This is a genomic window from Pseudoalteromonas tetraodonis (assembly GCF_002310835.1).
Classification (GTDB): domain Bacteria; phylum Pseudomonadota; class Gammaproteobacteria; order Enterobacterales; family Alteromonadaceae; genus Pseudoalteromonas; species Pseudoalteromonas tetraodonis.
This window is the reverse complement of the sequence record NZ_CP011041.1, coordinates 1,805,788-1,830,093: the sequence shown is the minus strand read 5'-3', so window position 1 is coordinate 1,830,093 and position 24,306 is coordinate 1,805,788. Positions and strand designations below refer to the sequence as shown.

At 39.5% G+C, this 24,306-nt stretch carries 18 protein-coding genes; 14 read left to right on the top strand and 4 right to left on the bottom strand.

The features are described 5' to 3' along the window. The first annotated feature begins 94 nt into the window (after positions 1–94). From PTET_RS08425 to PTET_RS08395, 7 genes are all read left to right on the top strand, one after another. Positions 95–4,936: an NAD-glutamate dehydrogenase gene (locus PTET_RS08425; protein WP_036954632.1), complete on the top strand. Its 4,842-nt coding sequence runs from the start codon at positions 95–97 to the stop codon at positions 4,934–4,936. 106 nt (positions 4,937–5,042) lie between these two features. Beyond that, complete coding sequence (pyrD, locus tag PTET_RS08420) at positions 5,043–6,053, top strand: quinone-dependent dihydroorotate dehydrogenase (protein WP_036954635.1); 1,011 nt, start codon at positions 5,043–5,045, stop codon at positions 6,051–6,053. Positions 6,054–6,184: 131 nt separating this feature from the next. Next, positions 6,185–6,715 carry a cell division protein ZapC gene (locus tag PTET_RS08415; RefSeq protein WP_036954637.1) on the top strand — a complete coding sequence of 177 codons (531 nt, stop codon included), beginning with the start codon at positions 6,185–6,187 and terminating at the stop codon, positions 6,713–6,715. A gap of 90 nt (positions 6,716–6,805) precedes the next feature. Then, positions 6,806–8,923, top strand: a complete 2,118-nt coding sequence (gene rlmKL / locus PTET_RS08410; RefSeq protein ID WP_024603050.1) for a bifunctional 23S rRNA (guanine(2069)-N(7))-methyltransferase RlmK/23S rRNA (guanine(2445)-N(2))-methyltransferase RlmL — start codon at positions 6,806–6,808, stop codon at positions 8,921–8,923. Next, a complete protein-coding gene (locus PTET_RS08405; RefSeq protein ID WP_016900376.1) occupies positions 8,916–9,155 on the top strand; it encodes a glutaredoxin family protein in 240 nt (79 codons plus the stop codon). The genes rlmKL and PTET_RS08405 overlap by 8 nt, the downstream gene beginning before the upstream one ends. Before the next feature lie 15 nt (positions 9,156–9,170). Further along, complete coding sequence (gene uup, locus PTET_RS08400) at positions 9,171–11,084, top strand: ATP-binding cassette ATPase Uup (protein WP_058154687.1); 1,914 nt, start codon at positions 9,171–9,173, stop codon at positions 11,082–11,084. Between the two features lie 11 nt (positions 11,085–11,095). Further along, positions 11,096–12,835, top strand: a complete 1,740-nt coding sequence (locus PTET_RS08395) for a DUF3466 family protein (protein WP_024603047.1) — start codon at positions 11,096–11,098, stop codon at positions 12,833–12,835. 97 nt (positions 12,836–12,932) lie between these two features. Here PTET_RS08395 and PTET_RS08390 read toward each other — a convergent pair whose 3' ends face one another. Further along, on the bottom strand, positions 12,933–13,439 hold the full coding sequence (locus tag PTET_RS08390) for a DUF2062 domain-containing protein (protein ID WP_024603046.1): 507 nt from the start codon (positions 13,437–13,439) through the stop codon (positions 12,933–12,935). Between PTET_RS08390 and PTET_RS08385 the strand changes: the two genes are divergently transcribed. Genes PTET_RS08385 through tcdA form a run of 7 tightly spaced genes read left to right on the top strand, consistent with a single transcriptional unit; the run spans position 13,419 to position 20,879 of the window. Continuing rightward, entirely contained in the window at positions 13,419–15,686 is a 2,268-nt protein-coding gene (locus PTET_RS08385; RefSeq protein ID WP_096038458.1) for a DNA internalization-related competence protein ComEC/Rec2, read from the top strand. The two genes, PTET_RS08390 and PTET_RS08385, sit on opposite strands and share 21 nt — an antisense overlap. Positions 15,687–15,746: 60 nt before the next feature. Beyond that, positions 15,747–17,492, top strand: a complete 1,746-nt coding sequence (msbA, locus tag PTET_RS08380; protein WP_096038457.1) for a lipid A export permease/ATP-binding protein MsbA — start codon at positions 15,747–15,749, stop codon at positions 17,490–17,492. Continuing rightward, on the top strand, positions 17,489–18,469 hold the full coding sequence (gene lpxK / locus PTET_RS08375; protein WP_096038456.1) for a tetraacyldisaccharide 4'-kinase: 981 nt from the start codon (positions 17,489–17,491) through the stop codon (positions 18,467–18,469). Before msbA ends, lpxK begins: the two co-directional genes overlap by 4 nt. Then, positions 18,459–18,656 carry a Trm112 family protein gene (locus PTET_RS08370; RefSeq protein ID WP_008112074.1) on the top strand — a complete coding sequence of 66 codons (198 nt, stop codon included), beginning with the start codon at positions 18,459–18,461 and terminating at the stop codon, positions 18,654–18,656. The genes lpxK and PTET_RS08370 overlap by 11 nt, the downstream gene beginning before the upstream one ends. Next, on the top strand, positions 18,644–19,408 hold the full coding sequence (gene kdsB, locus PTET_RS08365) for a 3-deoxy-manno-octulosonate cytidylyltransferase (RefSeq protein WP_024603043.1): 765 nt from the start codon (positions 18,644–18,646) through the stop codon (positions 19,406–19,408). The genes PTET_RS08370 and kdsB overlap by 13 nt, the downstream gene beginning before the upstream one ends. Continuing rightward, positions 19,401–20,081 (top strand): TIGR01621 family pseudouridine synthase, encoded by a 681-nt coding sequence (locus PTET_RS08360; protein WP_096038455.1) that lies wholly within the window; start codon positions 19,401–19,403, stop codon positions 20,079–20,081. The genes kdsB and PTET_RS08360 overlap by 8 nt, the downstream gene beginning before the upstream one ends. Next, entirely contained in the window at positions 20,082–20,879 is a 798-nt protein-coding gene (tcdA, locus tag PTET_RS08355; RefSeq protein ID WP_024603041.1) for a tRNA cyclic N6-threonylcarbamoyladenosine(37) synthase TcdA, read from the top strand. Between the two features lie 36 nt (positions 20,880–20,915). Here tcdA and PTET_RS08350 read toward each other — a convergent pair whose 3' ends face one another. The 3 genes from PTET_RS08350 to PTET_RS08340 all read right to left on the bottom strand — a co-directional run bounded on the left by PTET_RS08350 (position 20,916) and on the right by PTET_RS08340 (position 23,969). Continuing rightward, positions 20,916–21,332: a SufE family protein gene (locus tag PTET_RS08350; RefSeq protein ID WP_024603040.1), complete on the bottom strand. Its 417-nt coding sequence runs from the start codon at positions 21,330–21,332 to the stop codon at positions 20,916–20,918. A 12-nt stretch (positions 21,333–21,344) separates the two neighbouring features. Continuing rightward, on the bottom strand, positions 21,345–22,571 hold the full coding sequence (locus tag PTET_RS08345) for an aminotransferase class V-fold PLP-dependent enzyme (protein ID WP_096038454.1): 1,227 nt from the start codon (positions 22,569–22,571) through the stop codon (positions 21,345–21,347). 111 nt (positions 22,572–22,682) lie between these two features. After that, positions 22,683–23,969 (bottom strand): citrate synthase, encoded by a 1,287-nt coding sequence (locus tag PTET_RS08340; RefSeq protein WP_013465014.1) that lies wholly within the window; start codon positions 23,967–23,969, stop codon positions 22,683–22,685. Between the last annotated feature and the right edge of the window lie 337 nt (positions 23,970–24,306).

Genomic DNA, 24,306 nt, shown 5'->3' with positions numbered 1-24,306 from the left:
GTTTCAAAAGGGTTAGAATTTAACTGACTCCACGCTAATAAATGGCTGTACAAATACTCTGCTAAACTAGCAGTGATAGATTAAGGAACATACAATGACACGAAATGAAGGCCAAGCCTCGGTTATTTTAGATAACGTCTGTAAGCTTATCCAGAAAAAAGTTCGCGCTGATAATGTGTTACTCGTTGAGAAATTCGCCAAAGCCTTGTACAGCAATATGTCTAAAGAGGATTTGGCAAATCGCAACGACAGTGACTTATATGGTGCTGCACTTAGCCTTTGGAATTCGCTAGAAAAAAATACATCAGATGACGCAGTTATTCGCGTTTTCAACCCTGAAGTGGCAAAAGATGGCTGGCAGTCATCGCATACCATTGTAGAGATCATTGCTAAAGATATGCCATTTTTAGTTGACTCTGTGCGTATGGCCATGACACGAGAAAACATTGCCTCTCACTTACTTCTACATAGCCCACTGAAAATTCAACGTGATAAAAACGATAAAATATCAGGGTTATCAAGCTTAAAAGCAGAGCAAGAATCAACATCAACAAAAACAGTATTCTTCATAGAAATTGACCGTCAAACAGATGCTACTGTTATTGAGTCTTTCAAAAAAGAACTTGAATCTGTACTCGTTGATGTATCGGTTGCGGTTGAAGATTGGCAGCCTATTCGCGAAAAACTAATCGCAGTTAGTAAAAGCTTACCTAAAAGCCACAAAGATAAAAATGATAACGAAATAAATGAAACCGTTGAGTTCTTAGATTGGCTAGTAAAAGACAACTTTACATTAATGGGTTACCGCCAATATGAGCTTTCGCCAGTCCAAGGTGATTATCAATTAAAAGGTAAAATGGATACCAGCTTAGGGTTAATGAAAAATTCAGATGCTGAGCATACACGTTTGCTTTCTGAGTTACCTGAAGTGGCTCGTCAAGAAGCACGTAGTAGTAACTTATTAATTTTAACAAAAACCAATTCATTATCTCGAGTTCATCGCCCAGCCTATATTGATTATGTGGGTGTTAAGCGTTTTGATGACAAAGGTAATGTGATTGGTGAAGACCGTTTTATAGGTTTATTCTCATCTAACTTTTATAACAACAGCGCTGCTGATGTCCCGGTTCTTAAAAGCAAGATTAATCGCATTATGGATATGTGTGATTTTGCTAAGGGTACACATGCATACAAAGCGGTATTAAACATCTTAGAAACCTACCCACGTGACGAATTAGTGCAAGCTCGCGAACATGAGCTACTTGAAGTTGCTATGGGCGTGTTACAAATTCAAGAACGCGATATGTGTCGTTTATTTGTTCGCAAAGATGCATACGGTCGCTTCCTATCTTGTATGGTGTATGTACCACGTGAACGTTATAACACGGCGCTGCGCCGCGAAACGCAGGCTATTTTAGCGAATGCATTTAATTCTGACGTTAAAGTCGAATTTACTACCTATTTCTCAGAGTCAACACTGGCGCGTACTCATTACACCGTTCGTGTGACCGATAACAATATTGAATATAACGTGAAAGACATAGAAAATAATCTAATTGAAGCCGCTCGTACCTGGGAAGATAAACTCCAATCAGCCTTACTCGAATCTGCTGGTGAAGCACGTGGTAACGAATTAAACCGTAAATACTGCAACGCTTTTGCACGTTCATACAAAGAAGAAGTATTACCAAGTGCCGCTGTTGTTGATATTGAAAAGCTAGAAATGCTAAACGATGACAACAAACTTGAGATGTTGTTTTATCGTCCACAAGAAGAGGCGAGCAGCAATATTGTTCGTTTAAGCTTATTCCACAAAGATGAGCCAATTCACTTATCAGATGTGATGCCAATGCTGGAAAACTTTGGTTTACGTGTTGTAGGTGAAACACCTTACTCAGTTAAAACCAGTGATGGTGGCATTAATTGGATCATGGACTTCTCAATGCTGATTGATAGCAAAGGGATGGCCGATTTTGATAAAATTTCCGCACGTTTTCGTGCCGCACTAACCAGTGTGTGGGCAAATCGTTTAGAAAACGATGGTTTTAACCGTTTAGTGTTAATGGGTGGGTTAACCGGTCGCGAAGCATCAATTTTACGTGCGTACGCTAAATACATGCGCCAAATTGGGGTTACTTTCTCGCAAACGTACATCGAAAGCACCTTTGCTAATTACCCACACATCGCGGCTAAAATCGTTAATTTATTTGCTAAAAAATTCTCAGTTAAAAGTCCTGCAAGTGCTAAAACACTTGAAAAACTAGGCTTAGAAATTTATGCAGAGTTAGAAAACGTAGCGAATCTTGATGATGACCGTATTATCCGTTTATACGTTGATATGATTGTTGCAACGCTGCGTACAAACTACTTCCAAAAAGATGCTGAAGGTAAGTTTAAGTCATACATTTCACTTAAAATTCAACCAAGTTTAATTCCAGAAGTACCACTGCCTGTTCCTGCGTTTGAGATTTTCGTTTACTCGCCGCGTGTTGAAGGTGTGCATTTACGCTTTGGTAAAGTTGCGCGTGGCGGCCTTCGTTGGTCAGACCGTCGTGAAGACTTCCGTACTGAAGTTTTGGGCTTGGTAAAAGCGCAGCAGGTTAAAAATACCGTAATTGTACCGGTTGGTTCAAAAGGTGGCTTTGTATGTAAACAACTACCTAGTGAGCGCGAAGCGTTTATCAAAGAAGGCCAAGAATGTTACAAAATCTTCATTCGTGGCTTATTAGATATCACAGATAATATTGAGCGCGGCGAAGTTGTACCTGCTGTTGATGTTACTCGTCATGATGAAGACGATGCGTACCTAGTGGTTGCAGCGGACAAGGGAACTGCGACTTTCTCTGATATCGCGAACGGTATCGCAATCGAATATAACTTCTGGCTGGGTGATGCGTTTGCATCAGGTGGTTCAGTAGGTTACGACCATAAGAAAATGGGTATTACTGCGCGTGGTGCATGGGAGTCTGTTAAGCGTCATTTCCGTGAAATGGATATTAACTGTCAAACCACAGACTTTACTGCCGTTGCCATTGGTGACATGGCCGGTGATGTATTTGGTAATGGTATGTTGTTATCAAAGCACATTCGTTTGCAAGTGGCGTTTAACCACTTACATATTTTTGTGGATCCAAACCCCGATGCAGCTGCTTCTTACCCAGAGCGCGAGCGTTTATTTAATTTGCCACGTTCATCATGGGAAGATTACAACAAAGAGTTAATTTCAAGCGGCGGTGGTGTGTTCTCTCGTGCAGCCAAGTCGATTACGCTAAGCCCAGAAATGAAAAAAATGTTGGGCACTAAAAAAGCCAGCATGACGCCTAATGAATTGATCAAAGCCTCACTTATGATGGAGTTCGATTTATTGTGGAATGGCGGTATTGGTACATACATTAAGCACTCTAAAGAAACAGATGCGGATGTAGGGGACCGTGCAAACGATGCACTACGCATTAATGGTAAAGACCTTGGCGCTAAAGTCTTTGGCGAAGGCGGTAACTTAGGGGCAACCCAGTTAGGTCGTATTGAATTTGCTGCTAAAGGTGGCCGTGTAAATACTGATTTTATCGATAACGTAGGCGGTGTTGCGTGTTCAGATAACGAAGTAAACATTAAAATCTTACTTAATGGTTTAGTTGCCGAAGGTGATTTAACACGTAAGCAACGTGATGAGTTACTTTACTCAATGACCGACGAAGTATCTGAATTAGTGCTTAAAGACTGTTATCGTCAAACACACACTTTATCGATTACCCAATCGAAAGGGACCTCAACGCTTAAAGAAAAAATTCGTTTTATTCATGCGCTTGAAAAAGAGGGCAAGTTAGACCGTGCGATTGAGTTTATTCCGACGGATGAGGAGTTAGCAGAGCGTGCTGCCGCAGGCAGAGATTTAACACGTCCTGAGCTTTCAGTGTTGGTCTCTTATGCGAAAATGGTTCTTAAAGAGTCATTAGTAACCGACGAAATTACCGAAAACCCTTACTATCGTCAGTTATTGGTTAAATCATTCCCACGTCCATTACGTGAGAAGTTTAACGATGCTATGAATAATCACCCACTACGCAAAGAGATCATTGCCACTAAGTTAGCAAATAATATTGTTAACGATATGGGCTTAAACTTTATGGTGCGTATGAATGAAGAAACAGGTGCAAACGAAGCTGAGATTGCATTATGTTATTCAATCGCAAGTGAAATATTCCAAATGCGTGACACTTGGTTATCAATTAGTGACTTAGATAACAAGATACCGTCTAACGTACAAACAGAAATGTTGTACCAGTTACGTCGTACTGTTCGTCGTGCAACTCGTTGGTTCTTACGTCACCGTACGAAAGCACAAACAATTGAGCAATCAATTGAAGCATTTGCACCAACATTTGCCGATTTAAGTGAAAACTTAAATAAATACATTGTTAAAGCAGAAAGCGATCGTATAGAAAGTGCACGTGAAGAGCTAACGCAAAGCGGTGTTCCGGTTGAGATTGCTCAACGTATTGTATCGTTATCAAGCTTGTTCTCTGTAATGGACTTGACACAAATTGCGCAAAACTCTAATCGTAAAATCGATATGGTATCGCACACTTACTTCAAACTTGGTGCGCAAATGGGGCTACATTGGTTCTTAGACCAAATTACTAATCAACCTGTTTCAAACCATTGGCAAGCACTTGCGCGTGCTTCATATCGTGAAGAGTTAGATTGGCAACAACGTACATTATCTGAAGTAGTGTTAAACAGCTTTGAAGGTGATAGTAGTGATGTTGATGGCCAAATTGAACAGTGGATGGATAGCCAAGATCTGTTGTTACAGCGCTGGAAACAAATGCTCACTGAATTTAAAACATCGCAAAGTCATGACTTTGCAAAATTCTCAGTTGCACTTAGAGAGCTTATGTTACTAGGCCACAACTGTGATACCTCTGCAAAGTAATAAACTGCAACTGATTAAAATTAATCGTTAAACAGTTTTTTGTTATATAATACCTCAGCCTTGTCTGAGGTATTTTTTTGTCTACAACTTTAAGAGGATTATATTCATGTTTTACGATTTAGCTCGCCGTTTTATGTTTACCCGTGATGCGGAGTGGGCCCATGATTTTGCTCTTAATAACTTACGTCGCTTTGCTAATACACCGTTAAGTGCCGCGTGGTCACAAAGCGTGGCAAATAAGCCTGTTAACTTTTTAGGCCTCGAATTTAAAAATCCCGTAGGGCTTGCCGCTGGTCTTGATAAAAATGCCGAGTGTATTGATGCATTCGCCCAAATGGGGTTTGGTTTTGTCGAAGTAGGCACAGTAACACCGCGTCCACAAGCAGGTAACGATAAGCCTCGTATGTTTAGATTGCCACAGTCGAATGCAATTATTAATCGCATGGGCTTTAATAATAAAGGCGTTGATAATCTAGTAAATAACGTAAAAGCAGCAAAGTATGATGGCATTTTAGGTATTAATATTGGTAAAAATAAAGATACGCCGAATGAACAAGGCAAAGATGATTACATTCACTGTATGCGAAAAGTGTTTGAGTATGCATCTTACATAACCGTCAATATTTCATCACCTAACACACCAGGATTGCGTGACTTACAATATGGCGCAGCATTAGATGACCTATTGCAAAGTTTAAAAAATGAACAGTTAGATTTAATTGCCAAGCATAATAAAAATGTACCTGTGCTGGTTAAAATTGCGCCAGACTTAGATCCTATTCAAATTGAACAAGTGAGCGAATCATTATTAACGAATAAAATTGATGGTGTGATTGCCACAAATACCACCCTTGAGCGTAGCCTAGTGCAAGGTCAGCAGTATGCTGATGAAGCAGGGGGGTTATCGGGTGCTCCGGTAAGAGAGCGTTCAACTCATATTGTTTCTGAACTAAAACGTTTAACTAATAATCAATTACCTATCATTGGTGTAGGCGGTATTGATGACGTTCAATCGGCTAAAGAGAAGATGAACGCAGGGGCTGATTTGATTCAAGTTTACACTGGATTTATTTATAAAGGACCACAATTGGTCAAGTCGATCATTAACGACTTATAAGGATCAGTTATGTAAGCTTTTGATCGTTCGATAAATGTTCTAAAAAGACGTTTTAAAAATGGTCAAAAGCAGCTATACTCTAAGCTTATTGTCTTATTTTATTTTTTTAAGTACTAAGTAGGGAGGAGCAAATGTTACAAGCGTCAAAGCAATGGCAGTGGATAGCGTGTGCTGAAAAAAACCGCTTACTGCTTGATTTAAATGACGATATGCAACTATGCACCCCTTATAAACTAAGGCAATTAACAGATTGCACCTTTAAAAACCCTTACTTTAGTTTAGAAGACGCCGCTTTTTATGAGCAGGTATATTATTACCTCGAGCAGTTTAACTTATGGAATCCTGCGCAATTATGTCAAATAGCGCTCAATGCCACCGCGGTTAAGTTTCAATTAAAGCCCGTTTTAGCTAAAAGTTGGTTTTTTAAAACTTACACGGGTACAACACCTAGTACTGAAGCCGTTATCAACTTGAGCTCTGAATCTCAAACTGGCGAGTTTTTAATTGTGGAGCATTGCCCTGATGCTTCTGTGTGTATTAATTTAAGCGAAACCTTTGCGCTTGACGATAATTTATCACTCTCACAGTTTGAAGTGATCCGCGTATTAAACAACCGTGTTCACCCGCTTATTATCTCACAGTACGATAGTCAAACCGCTTAATCTAATTTAGTTTTCCCACCGTGTTTATGGCGTATTTGTACGCAAACCTATGTTATAATCCCGCGCAATTAGCTATTAAGGGTTTTTACTTTGCAATTTATCGCACTTACTTCTATCGGAATCGAAAATTTATTGGTTGATGAACTTACAGAGCTTGGCGCTACGGTGTCAAAACAAACTGTGGGTTCTGTTCGCTTTGAGGCTGACTCATTGCTAGCGCAAAAGGTGTGTTTATCAACACGCTTTGCTACGCGTGTACTTATGCTTATTGAAGAAAAAGAAGGCGTAAATGACAAAGACAGCTTGTATAAATTTGCACGCTTACAACCTTGGCAAGAGTGGTTTGGGCCTACGCAAACCTTTGCTGTTGACTTTAATGGCACAAACGACTCGCTTAAAAATACCCAGTTTTCAGGGTTAGTGATTAAAGATGCGATTGTTGATTATTTTAATGATCTGTATGAACAGCGCCCAAATGTTGATAAGCAAGATGCGAATGTACGAGTGGTTGCACGTTTAAATCGCCATGGTGTTTCACTTTATATTGATTATTCAGGCCCGCGTTTATCAGAGCGTGGTTACCGTCAAGGTCAAGGTAAAGCACCAATTAAAGAACATTTAGCTGCAGCAATTATTAAACGCAGTGGCTGGCTTGAAAATGTTAACCAGCCTTTATTTGATCCCTGTTGTGGTGCTGGTACTATTTTAATTGAAGCCGCTGGAATGGCGCGTAATGAAGCGCCAGGTCTATTTCGTGAAGGCTTTGCGTTTGAACGTTTACCTAGCTTTAGAGTGGCAAAATTTAAAGAACTAAAAGAGCAGCTTTTAGCAAATATTACCGACCCTAAATTGTGGTTGATTGGCCATGATTACGACGCAAATGTCCTTGATAAAGCCATTGCCAATGCGCAGCGCGCAGAACTTGATACGGTAATTAAGTTTAAACAAAGCGATGCAACTAAATTGACTGCGGTTGCTAAATTGCCGGGTGTTGTTATTTCTAATTTACCTTATGGTGAGCGAATTGGCTCTATGGCTGAGCTGGTTAACTTACATCGCAGTTTAGGTGTTGGCTTTAAAAAACACTTCAACCACTGGAAACTAGCTTTATTAGGCATGGATGAAAGCTTGTTTAAACTGCTTAAATTGGTTAAGCAAAAACGTTATAAATTTAAAAATGGCCCACTTGATGTTGAATTAAACTTGTATCAACTTGATGACAAGCAAGTGAGTCTTACCACGGATGATAAACCGGCTTTAAACTTTGAAGGCTCAATGGCTTTTGCTAATCGCTTGAAAAAGAATAAGCAAGGCTTAAAAAATTGGCTTAAGCAAAATCAAGTACACGCCTATCGCGTGTATGATGCAGATATTCCTGAATATAACGTTGCGGTTGATATTTATGGTGATTCAGCGGTTATTTTTGAATACGCAGCACCAAAAGAAATTGATGAAAAAACCTCAGAAAAACGCTTGCAAGATGTTATTAGCTTAACAGCGCAACAACTGGATATTGCACCTGAAAACATTGCGGTAAAAGTACGTAAAAAGCAAAAAGGTGAAGAACAATATACCCCGATGGCTAAGCAAAACAGAACCATGGTGGTAGAGGAGTTTGGTGCTAAGTTTAAAGTTAACTTATTTGATTACTTAGACACCGGACTATTTTTAGATCACCGTCTTGCGCGTCGTTACATTCAAGAAAATGCAAAAGATAAGCGCTTTTTAAATCTGTTTGCCTACACGGGAACAGCGTCGGTTCATGCTGCATTAGGCGGTGCAAAAGCGATTACTACCGTTGATTTATCTAAAACCTACCTAAAATGGGGGCAAGATAACTTTGCGCTTAACGATATTAGCAATACGCGTTATCGGTTTGAGCAAGCAGACTGTTTAAAATGGTTAGAGCATGCACAAGGCCAATACGACTTGATCTTTTTAGACCCTCCAACATTTTCTAACTCTAAGCGAATGAAAGATGCGTTTGATGTACAAAATGATCACATTAAGCTGTTAACTTGGGTTAAAAAAATATTGAGCCCATCGGGTACGCTTATATTTTCTAACAATAAACGCGGCTTTGTGATGGACGAAGTAGGGTTAATGGGCTTAGGCTTAAAAGCGGAAAATATTTCAGAAAAAACCTTATCTCCCGATTTTAAACGTAATAAAAAAATTCATAATAGCTGGTTAATTAAACATGGCTAAGTGGGTTTTATATCACACAGACGGTTGCCACTTGTGTGAGCAAGCTGAGCAACTGTTAAAACCGTTACTTTCATCAGCTGATGAATTACAACTTATTGATATTATGAGCGATGACTCATTAATTTTAGAGTATCAAATCAGTATTCCGGTTTTAAAAAATCAACAAGGCCAGCAATTGTTTTGGCCGTTTACTGCACCTCAGGCGCAGCAGTTTTTAGCGCAAGCAGAATAAGAGTAAAGATTAACTATGGATTTAATTAGAATTTCAAAAGCACAATTAGCCTACGGGACGCACCCATTATTAGATAATGCCGATGCGGTTATAGAAAGCGGCGAACGTGTGTGTATTGTAGGGCGTAACGGTGCAGGAAAATCAACGCTTCTAAAAGTCTTAGATGGCCAAGTAATACTCGATGACGGCGAAATAAACCAAGTCGGTAGTTTAAAAATATCGCGTTTAGAACAAGATCCGCCTAAAGGGGCAAGCGGCACTGTATTTGATTATGTTGCCCAAGGTATGCCTGAAATTGCTAACTTACTGATTGATTTTCATCATGTAAGTACACAATTGCAAACAGATTGTACTGATCAGTTACTCAACAAACTAGAGCGCTTATCAAATAAGTTAGAAGCAGCTGATGGCTGGCGTTTTGATAGCCGTATTCAACTGGTTTTAACCCAACTAGAATTAACCCCCGATGCAAAACTAGAATCACTTTCTGGTGGTTGGTTACGTAAAGTTGCACTTGCGCGTGCGCTAGTGAGCGAGCCTGATTTATTATTACTCGATGAGCCTACCAACCACTTAGATATGACAAGTGTAATGTGGTTAGAGCAATTTTTAAAAGAGTTTAAAGGCGGGATTGTATTTATATCGCATGACCGTGCTTTTATTCGCGCCGTTGCAACACGTATTTTAGATTTAGATCGCGGTAAACTAATTTCTTATCCAGGTGATTATGCCACTTACTTAGAACAAAAAGCGCATGATTTAAAAGTGGAAGAAACGCAAAATGCATTGTTCGATAAGCGTTTAGCAGAAGAAGAAGCGTGGATCCGCCAAGGTGTTAAAGCGCGTCGTACGCGTAACGAAGGGCGAGTTCGTGAGCTTAAACAATTACGTAATGAGCGTAAAAAACGCGTTGATCAAGTAGGCAAAACCGATTTCAATATTGAAACGGCTGATCGTTCAGGTAAATTAGTGTTTGAAGCGAAACACTTAAACCATGCATTTAAAGATAAAATCATTGCTGATGACTTCTCTACTTTGGTTATGCGTGGTGATCGTATTGGATTAGTAGGCCCTAACGGTATTGGTAAAACGACCTTATTAAAGCTTCTATTCGGAGATTTAAAAGCAGACAGTGGCGAAATAAAGCAAGGTGTTAATTTAGAGTTTGCGTATTTTGATCAGTACCGTGAAAAGCTTAATGAAGAAGCGACCGTTCAGGACAACGTAGCTGAGGGTAAGCAAGAGGTCATGATGGGCGGGCGTTCTCGTCATGTATTAGGTTATTTACAAGACTTTTTGTTCCCGCCAGCACGTGCTCGCACCCCCGTAAAAGCGCTCTCAGGTGGTGAAAAAAATAGATTACTTCTGGCTAAGTTGTTCTTAAAGCCATCAAATATATTGGTACTTGATGAGCCTACCAACGACTTAGACATAGAAACGTTAGAGCTACTAGAAGATATCATCAATCAATACCAAGGTACTGTGCTGATTGTTAGCCATGACCGAGAGTTTATTGATAATACGTGTTCGAGTGTATGGGCCTTTGAGGGTAACGGCAAGGTAACAGATATCGTTGGCGGCTACAGCGATTATGAAGCCTATACCAACTATTTAGCAGAGCAAGAAAAGAAGCAGCAACAGCAGCCAGTTAAAAAGGTTGAAAAACCAGAGCCGGCACCCGTTAAAAGTAATAACAAAGCAAATAAACTCTCTTACAAATTAAAACTTGAACTAGAGCAACTACCTAATAAAATGGAACAACTTGAAGCTGAGCTTGAAAAACAACAAGAACGAGTAAGTCACGAAGACTTTTTCAAGCAAGACAGTGATGTAACAGCTAAGGAATTGAACCATTTAGCCCAACTCGAGTCTGACCTTGAAGCCGCTTTTGAGCGTTGGGAAGAACTTGAAGAATTAAAGAATCAGTAGTAAGGAATAAAATGAAATATAAATTACTCGCGGCCAGTGTTTTAGCAACACTGAGTACATCGGCATTAAGTGCTACCTATGCGTTAACGGAGTTAGGTAACTTTGAAAACGCAAAACATACTTATGTTACCGATGTGAGTGAAAACGGACATGTCATTGGGCTTGCTAATGGCTTATACAATATCCCAATTGATATTAGTTATATTGATTTTACCGATAGTTTAATTAAGAACGCTTATACTAATGAAGTAAATTCATTTGAACTAAGTGACAAAGAAATTACGTTTACACTTGATGACATCGAAAACAACGACGCTATTTATACCAATGCTGATGCGCATACTTTTATGGTTCGTTTTTTGTCAAACTTATCTGCTAACTTTGAATATCAAAAAATTAGCTCAATTGTTGCTACAAATTACAACAGTGGTGTAATTACAGAGCAATCTTTGTTTGATGTGGCTTCGGTTGATTATGATGGGTTAACGCGATCGACCAGCAATTTTTATAATGCTGTTGCACAGGACGGTACGACCGTAGGTTGGGGCAGTGCACCGTTTGATAAAATCACTTTTACACCAGATGGTGAAACTGAAGAAGAAACTTGGTTTACCCGAGAGTTTATAGAACGTGGTATTTTAATTTCTGAAGGCGGTGTAGAAGTGCCGCTTGTTCCAGAATTTACTGAACATGGTGGGACGAGTAAAGCGTCTGATATTGTTGCCACTGACACGGGTTACGTTGTTGTTGGTAATGTATCAGTGAGTATCCCTACAGAGAGACAAACCTTAATTGCTGATAATTGTGATGGTCTTGATGAACCTGTAATGACGTGTATTGAATCAATTAATAGTCGTAACACACGTGGTTTATTTAATAAAACAGCGGTTAAGTGGACATTAGATAGTGCCTATAATGTAACCTCAACAGAATTGTTAGGTTTAGCGCTGACACCAAAAGAAGATGAAGACAGTAACCCATTTATTAGTAATGCATTAGCGGTTAATAAAAATGGCGTTGCGGCCGGTTTTTCTAATACCCGTTACTTTGATAGAGATTCCACAATTTTAACGATGCCAGTTTACTTTAAAGATGGTGAAGTGGTTGATTTTATTGAACAAAGAGATGACTGGCAAAGTGGTAAAGCATTTGCTATCAACGATAACGATATTGTTGTAGGTTATGCGACCAAGCGAATAGAAGGCACGCTAAGAAATAAACTTTTTTACCATGATATAAATACAAACACGACCGTGTTTCCTGAAGATTACTTTATAAGCTCAAGCTCATATGCAAATGACATTAATAATCAAGGTTACATTGTTGGTGAAGGTGAAATTGGTGAATCTGAGAACACCCGCCGTTCAGAAGCCTTCATTTATAAAATTGGCGATGACAAGATCACTAACCTAAATAAATTGCTGCCTTGTTATGACAGTGATGGTGAAACCAGTTTCAGCTATAAAATGGTAGAAGCTAAATCGATTAATGAAAACAACGAAGTATTTGGTGTTGCGACTAAAACAGTTGAAAAACGAAATTCATTGGGCGGAGTTGTTACCGATGTAAATGGTAATATTGAATATGAAAGTGTAGCCGTTGCGGTAAAACTTTCGCCTATCCCTAATGGTGAAGTTGAGAATTGTAAAGCCCCAGATGCTGAATTTTACGAACGCAGTTCTGCGAGCTTTTCTTGGCTTGGTTTATTATTACTACCACTTGTTGGTTTAAGACGTGTATTTAGATTTTAAATGAGCTTAAATCGTTAAACAGAACGACTAAAAAACCCAACTTGTTAAGTTGGGTTTTTTTTGTCTATAGTAATGTAAGCATTTAAAGGAAGAGAGGCTAATTATTTCTCATTCCCCATGCCCGCCTTACAGAGCGGCGCCACATTAGATCTATTCCAAAGTAGCCAATAACACTGGCGATAGAGGCGCATACCAAAGAACCGACTAAGAATGCAGGGCCAATTGTCGTTAAGCTTTCTATAAACCATGCCCAACTGGCTTCGAACGCAAAGTGTTGTTCTGGTTGATTAAGTACTAATGTACCAACAAGGTAGGAGCCGTAAAAAATTGGCGGCATAGTCAGTGGATTAGTGATCCATACTAGCGCAACAGAAATGGGTAAATTAACTCTCAAAATTATCGCTGCGGCAGCCGCGAGCACCATTTGAAAAGGAACAGGGATGAAAGCAAAAAAAAGCCCAACAGCAAAAGCACCTCGTGCCGAACGTCTATTTAAATGCCAAAGGTTAGCATCATGTAAAAGACGGCCAAATATTCTTAGCGATTTGTGATGTCTAATTTTATTTGGATCGGGTAAAAACCGTTGGATCGTTTTTTTAGCCATTTAAAGCAACCATTTACTTCTGTGTGGATGAGTCTTGGGTTTGTTATCGGAGTTGTTGTTACCGTATTTTATTACCAAACCCTTGAATTTACAGTTATCACAATTTCAATCCTCATTGTGAGCACGTATTTTAAGCCGTTTTTAACTGTATTGTTAGGCTTTATTTGCGGTATTTGCTGTGTAGCGGCACATTTTATCTTGTTTTATTCATTTGAATTACCTAATGAGCACGAAAAATATGCTTATTCAGTCAATGTTGTTGTCGAAGAGGTTATTTCTTCAACACCTCCACAATACGTAAAAGTGAAAATAACCCGTTTGGAAGATAGCGAATATAGTCAGTTTAGAGCACCTAATGCCTTATTAAGTATTAATTCAACACAACCTATTCAGCCAGGTGATGCTTTTACTGCTCAAGTTAGGTTAAAAAATTTTAGGGGGATTAAAAATTTTACTGTGTTCGACAGTCAACTCTATGCCTTTACACAAAAAATAGCGTTTAAAGGCACAGTATTAAATAAGCAGTTAGCGATTTACAACCGTCCACAAAATAATCATATCGCGGCTTACCGGACTTATGTCAAAAAGCTCGTAAGTAGTGCTGAGCTTAATTGGCTATATTACGTGCTCTTAACTGGAGACAAGTCGTTAATGACCTTTGAGCATAAACAATTAATGCAAAGTCTTGGGTTAAGTCATTTACTGGCTATTTCTGGATTACATATCTCTTTGGTTTTCGGCTTTTGTTATTTTGCAGTGCGCTGTTTACTTAAGTTGATTAAGCCTGAACTAAATCAATCATTAAATATTGCTATTTTTTATAGCGCTGCTGGCTTTGTTGCCGCTTTTATTTATGTTTACTTGAGTGATTTCATTATTTCGGCAACCCGCGCCTTAATTATGTTGGGTTGTTATTTGTTGCTTTATTATTTAGCGAAGCAAGCGCTTAGATGGCGAAGTATTTTATATGCGTTGGTTATTATTCTAGCGGTTAATCCATTTAGTTTGCTTAATCCTGGCCTGTATTTTTCCTTTTTAGCGGTATGTATTATTTTTATGGTTTTAAAACAGTTTCCGCTGCGAGGTCATTCATTGTTAGCCAATATTCGCACTCTTTTTGTTATTCAACTGGGATTATTTATTGGCTTATTACCGCTGTCATTATACTTTTTTAATGGCGTGAGTTTAGCAGGTTTAGTTTTAAATCTTGTCGCTATTCCCATTTTATCTTTTGTATTAATGCCTGCTTTATTTTTAAGTGTGTTGCTGGGGTTATTAACCGACTGGCATGCGTTTATTGTGTTGTATGATTTTCCACTGACCTATATTTATCAAATGTTGCTGGCGATACCGCAGCACATACGTTGGCTTAATGTTGGTCAGGTAAGTATAACCACTGTGGTGCTGCTTTATAGTGTCGTTCCTTTACTTTATTTTATTGAGCTTCGCGTACTGGCGTGTATTCCGCTTTTGACTCTACTGTCTAATTATTACTTTACGCAATCTAGCCTTTGGCAGTTGAACGTATTTGATGTAGGCCATGGCCTTATGGTACTGATAAAAAAAGATAAGCATGCGTTTATTTATGATTTTGGCCCGAGTTACTTTAATCGCTTTAGTCGTGTGCCTAGTGTATTACTACCCTATATTGACGCCCATAATCTAACGGTAAGTACCGCGATTGTCAGTCATCAAGATAACGATCATGCCGGAGGTGTTGCGCATTTTAAAGCGGCCGGTTATGCATGGAGTTTTGATTATTTTCATCCAAATGGTGTATATAACGACTGTATAGCAACAACACGCGATTTTAATGGATTGAGTATTCAAACTTTTGCTAAAGAGGAATTTAATAATAGTAATGATAATTCCTGTATCGTTAAAATCTCAGCTGCAAACTATAGTGTGCTACTTACCGGTGACATATCAAAGACGCGAGAGTCTCAATTAATTAAAAAGGAAGATGATTTACAAAGTACCGTTTTGATAAGCCCACACCACGGCAGTGACAGCTCCTCGAGTGACGAGTTTATTAAGGCAGTAAACCCAACGATTGTGATTCATTCAAGTGCATATCAAGGTCAGTGGCAATTTCCAAGTAAAGCGGTAGTTGAGCGTTACAATAAAATAAACGCCAAACAATATAGCACCGGTGATGTAGGACAAGTTAGAGTTGATTTTTATGCTAAGCACCTTGAGCTTACTACAGCGAGGGCGCAGGAAAGTTATTGGTTTATCAAAGATTGACGTTTTGTTTTGCTGTTGCTAAGGATACAATAGAGGCTGTCAGTGGTTTTAGAGAGTGTTATGGATCAAAGTACTACACAAATTTATAAACGGCTTGTTTCTTACGTTGGTGCCTATAAGTCGGTTGCCATCGTCGCAATTATTGGAATGATAGGTTATTCAGGTATGGATGCATTATTCATCCAACTGATGAAGCCGTTTATCGATGAAGGTTTAAATGAGCGTAATAGTCAGGTACTTACTTATGCGCCATTTGTGGTTATTGCGTTGGTGATCGGGCGTGGCGTATTTAATTTTATGTCATCGTACTGTTTAAGCTATGTTGGTTCGCAGGTAGTGCGTGCGCTTCGCCAAGAACTATTTGAGCATATATTACATTTGCCAGTATCGTTTCATGATAAAAACTCGACTGGCGACCTTATTTCAAAAATTACCTTTGATACAGAGCAAGTACAGCAAGCGATTACCAAAGCACTGCTTATTGTAGTTCGTGAAGGCGCTTTTGTGGTGTTTTTACTTGCAGTTATGTTTTATACCAGCTGGCAATTATCGTTAATCTTTTTAGTTATTATTCCATTAGTGGCTATTATAGTGGCGGTGGTATCTAAACGTTTTCGTCATATATCTAAAAATATTCAGTCTGCGATGGGGCAAGTTACCCGCAGCTCAGAGCAAATGCTCAGTGGTCACAAAGTGATCCACGGCTTTGGTGGTCAAACTCAAGAAATCGATCAATTTTCTAAAATTAATAATCATAATCGCCAGCAACGTATCAAAATGGATGCGACTAAGGCGTTAAGTGTCTCTATCATTCAAATTTTAGCCGCCAGTGCAATGGCCGTTATTTTATGGGTGGTGTCTATGCCCTCAATGATAGACAGTATTAGCTCTGGGGATTTTGTAGTGCTCATTTCTTCGATGATGATGTTACTACGCCCGTTAAAACAGCTTGCCAATGTGAACAGCGATTTACAACGCGGTATTTCAGCTGCGCAGAGTGTATTTTTAGTGCTAGATGAAGAAATAGAAAAAGACACAGGCACCTTATCGGTTGATAAAGTTAAAGGTCATATTGAGGTAAAAAATGTCACCTTTAAATACCCAACCAAAGACGAGCCGGTATTAAATAATTTGTCTATGACTATTCAAGCGGGCGAGAGCATTGCGCTTGTTGGTCGCTCAGGCTCGGGTAAATCCACCATATCAAACTTATTACCTCGCTATTATGATTTAGAAGCGCCCAGTGAAATATTACTGGATGGTATTGCTTTAAATGAATATAAGCTCACCGATTTACGTCGTCAATTTGCTTTAGTATCGCAGCAAGTGGTGCTTTTTAATGACACGATTGCAAATAATATTTGTTATGGCCTCCAACGCGATGTATCGATGGAAGAGCTTCATGCTGTGGCTAAACAAGCTCATGTGTGGGAGTTTGTTAAAGATTTACCGGAACAACTTAACACTATGGTTGGTGAGAATGGGGTGATGCTTTCAGGTGGTCAGCGTCAACGTATCGCGATTGCTCGCGCAATATTAAAAGATGCACCAATTTTAATTTTAGATGAAGCGACCTCGGCGCTGGATACTGAATCAGAAAAACTCATTCAACATGCCCTCGATACATTAATGAAAGACAAAACGTCTATTGTAATTGCGCATAGGTTATCGACTATTGAAAATAGTGACCGCATTTATGTAATAGACAGTGGTCAAGTTATTGAAAGTGGTACCCATACAGATTTACTTGCTAACGATGGCACTTATTCTGCGTTATGTAAAATGCAGTTTGGTGAGCAAGGGTGAGTAAAATAGAGCAAAGCTGGTATAAACCTTTTAGCTTAATTACGTTATTGCTATTACCACTGTCCGCTATTTTTGGCTGTATTTCTTTGCTGCGTAGATATTGCTATAAGTTCGGCATTTTTAAATCGTTTATCAGCAAAACACCGGTTATTGTGGTTGGTAATATAAGCGTTGGCGGTAATGGTAAAACCCCATTTGTATTATGGCTGCATGATCACTTAATCGCCCAAGGTTTATCTGTTGGTTTAATTAGTCGAGGTTACGGCGGGCAAGCAACTCATTACCCGTTATTGGTTACTGCACAAACGACTACACGAGAGGCTGGTGATGAGCCGGTGCTTTTATTTAACCGTTTACAATGTCCGTTAGTTGTGGGGCCAAATAGACAGCACAATATAGAAAAGCTCAACGCAAACTTTAAGCTTGATGTGATCATTTCTGATGATGGCATGCAGCATTACAAAATGGCACGCAGCATAGAATGTTGTATTGTTGATAGCGAAAGAAAATTTGGTAATGGTTTGCTAATGCCCGCAGGGCCACTGCGCGAAACCGTCTCTCGATTAAAGAGCGTAGACGTAGTAATTGAAAATGGCTCTGAGGATGAGTTTAGTTATCGCTTGCAGCCATCGGTTATTAAGCGCGTAGCCGATAACACGGATATAGCGTCGCCTTTAAAGGCTGCGCATGCGGTGAGTGCTATTGGTAACCCAGGTCGTTTTGAGGCTTCACTGCAAGCACAAGGTATTAAATTACTGTCTACACATCATTTTCGCGATCATTATGCTTATAGCGCTGATGATTTTGCTCAATTTGGCGATGACTGTGTATTAATGACAGAAAAAGATGCGGTTAAATGCCGTGATTTTGCAAAGCCTAATTGGTATTACCTGCCTGTTGATGCTCAACCAACAGCGGCGGTAATAAACACATTAAATTTACTATTAAAAGAAAAAGGGATCCATCATGGCCTTTGATACGAAGTTACTCGAAATTATTGCTTGCCCCGTGTGTAAAGGTAAGTTGCGCTTTGATAAAGAAAACCAAGAGCTGATCAGTACAGCTGCAAAGCTTGCTTACCCGGTACGCGATGATATTCCGGTATTACTTGAAAATGAAGCCCGAGAATTGTCTCTTGAAGAGGTAGAAAAGTGGAATTCGTAGTTGTTATTCCTGCGCGTTACGCTTCTACTCGTTTGCCAGGTAAACCACTTGCTGATATTTGTGGCAAGCCAATGATCCAACATGTCTATGAAAAAGCGTGTTTGTCGGGAGCGAGTAAAGTGGTTATTGCCACCGATCATCAAAAAGTATTTGATGCGGCTAAACACTTTACCAATGATGTATTGATGACTCGAGAAGATCATCAATCAGGGACTGAACGGTTAGCAGAAGTCGTTGATTTACTAAACTTATCAGAAGATACTATCGTAGTTAATGTGCAGGGCGATGAACCATTATTATCCCCTGATAACGTGTCACAAGTGGCTACATTATTAGCGCAATCAACCGCGCCTATGGCAACCCTAAGTGTTGCCATTGAAGAGCGTGATGAGGTATTTAACCCTAACGCGGTTAAAGTGGTCAGCGATATTAATAAAAATGCCTTATATTTTTCAAGAGCCAGCATTCCATTTGATAGAAGTGCCATGATGGCAGAGCAGCAACCACTTAATTTAGCGCCTTTTCAACGCCATGTGGGTATTTACGCGTATCGCGCTGGCTTTATAAAGCAATATATTCAATTATCGGTATCACCATTAGAAGTTTTAGAATCACTAGAGCAGCTAAGGGTGCTTTACCATGGCTATGCGATTAAAATAGAGCAAGCGCTGGTGACCCCTCATGCTGGGGTTGATACACCAGAGGATTTAGCTAAAGTCGTTGCGCATATTCAAAGTAAAGCGCGTGAATAAAGCAGATACGCCTGTGTTAAAGGTGCAATACACGCACGATGATTTTTATATTATAACTAAACCTGCAGGGCTTAATTTTCATTCAGAAGAAAGCCCTGGTTTTGTGGTTCTTGCTGAGCAACAACTAAACGAAAAATTGTTTGCGGTTCATCGTCTAGACAAAGTGACTTCAGGGCTGATCATATTAGCGCGGCATAAAGACGCTGCGGCAAAGTTTACCCAGATGTTTACTGAGCATACTATTAATAAATTTTATTTAGCTGTAAGTGATTCTAAGCCTAAAAAAAAGCAAGGTTGGGTTAAAGGAGACATGGCGAAGTCACGTCGGGGTACTTTTAAATTATTAAACTCGCAAATAAATCCCGCTATTACGCGGTTTTATTCATTTAGTTTTAAAAGTGGTTTTAGAGCTTACCTATTAAAACCCTATTCGGGTAAAACCCATCAGCTCAGAGTTGCTTTAAAGAGTTTGGGTGCCCCCATAATGGGTGATGTAAGTTATGCAGGCAGCCCTGCAGAGCGTACCTATTTACATGCATTTGCGCTGGATTTTTTATGGAAAGGGCAAAAAATACAACATACCCTGTTGCCAGAATCTGGTGAAGAGTATGCGCAATTGATTAAACATCAAGATTTTAATTCTTGGCAAACGCCGTGGAAACTGGATTGGTAAATGAGTGAACAAGTAACTGATATCCGCTTTGGTGGTATTAAACGTCTGTATGGTCAACAGCAATTTGAGTGGTTACAGCAAGCACATTTTTGTGTTGTGGGTATTGGTGGTGTAGGCAGTTGGACTGCTGAAGCACTAGCGCGTACCGGCGTAGGTAAAATCACCTTAATTGATTTAGATGATATTTGTGCAACTAATGTAAATCGTCAAATTCATGCCTTAACAGGCACAATAGGGGAAGCTAAAGTTGAGGCGATGAAAACTCGCTGCAAGCTTATCAACCCTGAGTGTGTGGTGAATGTGATTGATGACTTTATTAGCCTTGATAATATTCAAGAACATATTCAAGGTTTTGATTATGTAATAGATTGTATTGATGCGGTTAAAGAAAAAGCGGCGTTAATAGCTCACTGTAAACGTAATAAAATGCCTATAATTACAACTGGCGGTGCAGGTGGTCAAACCGATCCGAGTCAAATTACCTTTGGCGATGTGGCAAAAACCACTCAAGATCCATTACTTGCAAAAGTGCGTTACATTTTGCGTAAACAATATAATTTCAGTTCAAACCCAAAACGTAAATTTAATATTGACTGTGTATATTCCACTGAACAGCTTGTTTACCCAGGTAGTGACGGCAGTGTGTGTCATGCGAAGCAAAATGCTGATGGCAGTATGAACATGGATTGTAATAATGGCTTTGGCTCAGTGACGATGATCACCGGTAGTTTTGGTTTTTTTGTTGCCGCTAAAGCGGTTCGAAAATACTTAGACAAGCGTGCGCGTCTAAATACCTAGATAAAGTGTTTTGGTTTAATAGTATTTAAAAAGCGCTTAAAGCGCTTTTTGTTTGGCCATGGTTTGTATTGTTTCAACCATGGCTTTTACTCCATTGCCCCTTGACGCACTCAAATGACTGATTAAGCCAAGCTTTTCAAATTCATCATAAGCATTTACTGCTAACACTTCTTCGGGTGTTAAACCGTTATACAGGGCTAAAATTAACGCCAATAAGCCTTTTACTATGCGAGTATCAGAGTCTCCAATTACAACCAGTGCATTCTCGGTTAGGTCAAACTCAACAAACATCCATACTTTACTCTCACAGCCTGGCACTAACGCATCATCTGTTTTTAATATATCGGCTAAAGGTGGCAGCGTTTTACCGAGTAACATAATTTCGCGGTACTTTTGTTGCCAGCTACTACTGCTTTGAATACTTTTAGTTACGAGTTGATATGTGTGTGTCATTATTTATCCAAATTAGTCTAATAAAGCAATGCATTCTTTGAGTGCGGCAATAAATTGGTCTACATCTTTAGTCGTATTATAAAAAGCAAAACTCGCTCTCAGTGAACCATTTAGGTTTAAATGACTCATTAAAGGTTGGGTACAATGATGACCACTTCGTACAGCAACACCATAGCCGTCAAGTAAAGTTGACAGATCATAAGGATGTTCATTTTTATAATTAAAGCAAAGTGTGCCAATATTCGATTTGAGGTCGCTGTAGATAATAATACCGTCTATTTTGCCCAATGCGTTCGCTGCATAAATAAACAACTGCTGTTCATAGTGCTGTAATGTTTGCAGATCAAGCGCCATTAAATACTCAAGTGCAGCGCTAAAACCTAAAACGCCGGCTATATTTGGCGTTCCTGCTTCAAATTTAGCGGGAGCGTCACGATAAGTACTGTGCGTTAAGGTTACTTTCTCAATCATTTCACCGCCTGTTTGATAAGGCGATAGTGCATTAAGGGCTGTATAACGGCCATATAAACCGCCTAGCCCTGTCGGCCCCACCATTTTATGAGCAGAAAACACGTAAAAATCACAATCGAGCTTTTTTAAATCCGGTCTTAAATGCAGCGCCCCTTGTGCGCCATCCACTAAGGTTAGCGCGCCTACCGCCTTCGCTGAGGCTATTAAGGGGGCTAAATCAGTAATATTGCCTAGTGCATTAGAGGCGTGAGTAATAGCCAGTAGTGCAGGGTTGGTGCGCTTAATCACTTCACAACACTGTGCTATATCAAACGTAGCATCTGTATTAAGTGGTAAAGTTTTTAATGTTGCCCCGGTTTGCGCTGCCAGTTCTTGCCACGGCACGATATTAGCGTGGTGTTCGATTGGGCTAATTAAAATAGTGTCAGCAGCTGTTAATGTATTTCTTAAACCATGAGCAACTAAGTTAATCGCTTCAGTGGCGCCTTTGGTCCAGACAATTTCGCTACTGGTTACCTGAAAATAATCGGCAACGCGTTGACGTACTTGCTCATAAGCCGCTGTAGCTTGCTCACTCAGCGTATGACGTCCGCGGTGAACATTTGCATTCTGTAAGGTGTAAAACTGTGTCGTAGCGTCAATCACGCATTGTGGTTTTTGTGTTGTTGCTGCTGAGTCTAAATAAACAAGAGGGTAGCCATTAATTGTCTGATTTAGAGTAGGAAAGTCATTACGGATTTTTTTAGGATCAAACGAGGACACAGACATAGGCTCATAAAGTTAATCAAGTGGGCAGGAATTGTAATCTGTTTAAGATAATTCTCAAGTAGCAGGTAATAAAAAAGGCCGCAGAGGCGGCCTTTTAAACTAACTTAATGCTTAGCGCTTGTCAGTTGCTTTATAATCACGGTGTGTTTCACCTGTGTAAAGCTGACGTGGACGGCTGATCTTGTGGCCAGGTTGAGAAAGCATCTCGTCCCAGTGTGAGATCCAACCTACAGTACGTGCCATTGCAAAGATTACAGTGAACATGCTGGTAGGGATGCCGATTGCTTTTAAGATAATACCTGAGTAGAAATCTACGTTAGGGTAAAGTTTCTTCTCAACAAAGTACGGGTCTTCAAGTGCAATTTGCTCTAGTTTCATTGCGATATCAAGCAATGGATCTTGAATGTTTAACTCTGCTAACACTTCATGACATGTTTGACGCATTACTGTTGCACGAGGATCGAAGTTTTTGTAAACACGGTGTCCAAAGCCCATAAGACGGAACGGGTCCGCTTTATCTTTTGCTTTTGCTACGTATTCGTCAATGCGATCAACTGAGCCAATTTCTTCTAACATGTTTAAACATGCTTCGTTAGCACCGCCGTGAGCAGGGCCCCAAAGTGATGCAATACCCGCAGCAATACATGCATAAGGGTTAGCACCAGAAGAACCTGCTAAACGTACTGTAGACGTTGATGCATTTTGCTCATGGTCAGCATGAAGCATGAAGATTTTATCCATTGCTTTAGCTGTGACAGGGTTTACTTTGTATTCTTCAGCAGGCACAGAGAACATCATGTGTAAGAAGTTTTCTGCATAGCTTAAGTCATTGCGTGGGTATACAAATGGTTGACCGATGTTTGTTTTGTACGCCATTGCTGCAATTGTTGGTAACTTAGCAACTAATTTAATAGCGCTTGTTTTACGTTGAACTGCATCAGTGATATCCAGATCTTCATGGTAGAAAGAAGATAAAGCACCAACCACACCACATAGCATCGCCATAGGGTGAGCGTCAAAACGGAAACCTTGGAAGAAGTTTGCGATTTTTTCATCTAGCATAGTGCTACGAGTGATTTTTGTAGCGAAATCATCGTATTGCTCTTTAGTTGGTAACTCACCATTTAATAGTAAGTAGCATAACTCAACGTAGTTAGAGCTTTCTGCTAACTGTTCGATTGGGTAACCACGGTGTAATAAAACACCCTTGCCACCATCGATGTAAGTGATGGTAGATTCACAAGAACCAGTCGACATGAAACCTGGGTCATAAGTAAAGTGACCATGTGAGCCGAGTGTACGTACGTCAATTACATCTTGGCCAGCAGTACCTTGATAAATTGGAAGTTCGATTGGATCTAGCCCATCAATATGGACCGTGGCTTTCTTATCTGCCATCTATGTATCTCCTATTAAGATAACTATTCTGATTTTTATATTCTAAAATCTATTCTAAGCACATCTTTACATTTTAACGTGAAAGAGGGGTATAAAGTCAATTTTTATAAGTATTATGCACATATGTATAATAAATATTCGGTATAGATTGAATATTATACCATTGGCTAATTCGCAAACGACTCAAAGTAAACAAGAATTGTAAAAGAGTCTCCGGCTATATATACTAACGGAGGTTTTTAACCAATTTGTATTTGGGTAAACTTTTTTTTACATAATAATTTTCATAAAAAGTGAACTTTATTAGTATCAATACGTTTATTTTGATAGTTCCACC

Excerpts from the sequence above, each read along its gene's own strand:
- PTET_RS08350 (WP_024603040.1), bottom strand. The coding sequence starts at position 21,332 with ATGACACACACATATCAACTCGTAACTAAAAGTATTCAAAGCAGTAGT.
- PTET_RS08390 (WP_024603046.1), bottom strand. The coding sequence starts at position 13,439 with ATGGCTAAAAAAACGATCCAACGGTTTTTACCCGATCCAAATAAAATT.
- PTET_RS08340 (WP_013465014.1), bottom strand. The coding sequence starts at position 23,969 with ATGGCAGATAAGAAAGCCACGGTCCATATTGATGGGCTAGATCCAATC.
- PTET_RS08405 (WP_016900376.1), top strand. The coding sequence starts at position 8,916 with ATGGCTAAGTGGGTTTTATATCACACAGACGGTTGCCACTTGTGTGAG.
- PTET_RS08395 (WP_024603047.1), top strand. The coding sequence starts at position 11,096 with ATGAAATATAAATTACTCGCGGCCAGTGTTTTAGCAACACTGAGTACA.
- PTET_RS08425 (WP_036954632.1), top strand. The coding sequence starts at position 95 with ATGACACGAAATGAAGGCCAAGCCTCGGTTATTTTAGATAACGTCTGT.
- uup (WP_058154687.1), top strand. The coding sequence starts at position 9,171 with ATGGATTTAATTAGAATTTCAAAAGCACAATTAGCCTACGGGACGCAC.
- PTET_RS08345 (WP_096038454.1), bottom strand. The coding sequence starts at position 22,571 with ATGTCTGTGTCCTCGTTTGATCCTAAAAAAATCCGTAATGACTTTCCT.
- tcdA (WP_024603041.1), top strand. The coding sequence starts at position 20,082 with ATGAGTGAACAAGTAACTGATATCCGCTTTGGTGGTATTAAACGTCTG.
- PTET_RS08370 (WP_008112074.1), top strand. The coding sequence starts at position 18,459 with ATGGCCTTTGATACGAAGTTACTCGAAATTATTGCTTGCCCCGTGTGT.
- pyrD (WP_036954635.1), top strand. The coding sequence starts at position 5,043 with ATGTTTTACGATTTAGCTCGCCGTTTTATGTTTACCCGTGATGCGGAG.
- PTET_RS08415 (WP_036954637.1), top strand. The coding sequence starts at position 6,185 with ATGTTACAAGCGTCAAAGCAATGGCAGTGGATAGCGTGTGCTGAAAAA.
- msbA (WP_096038457.1), top strand. The coding sequence starts at position 15,747 with ATGGATCAAAGTACTACACAAATTTATAAACGGCTTGTTTCTTACGTT.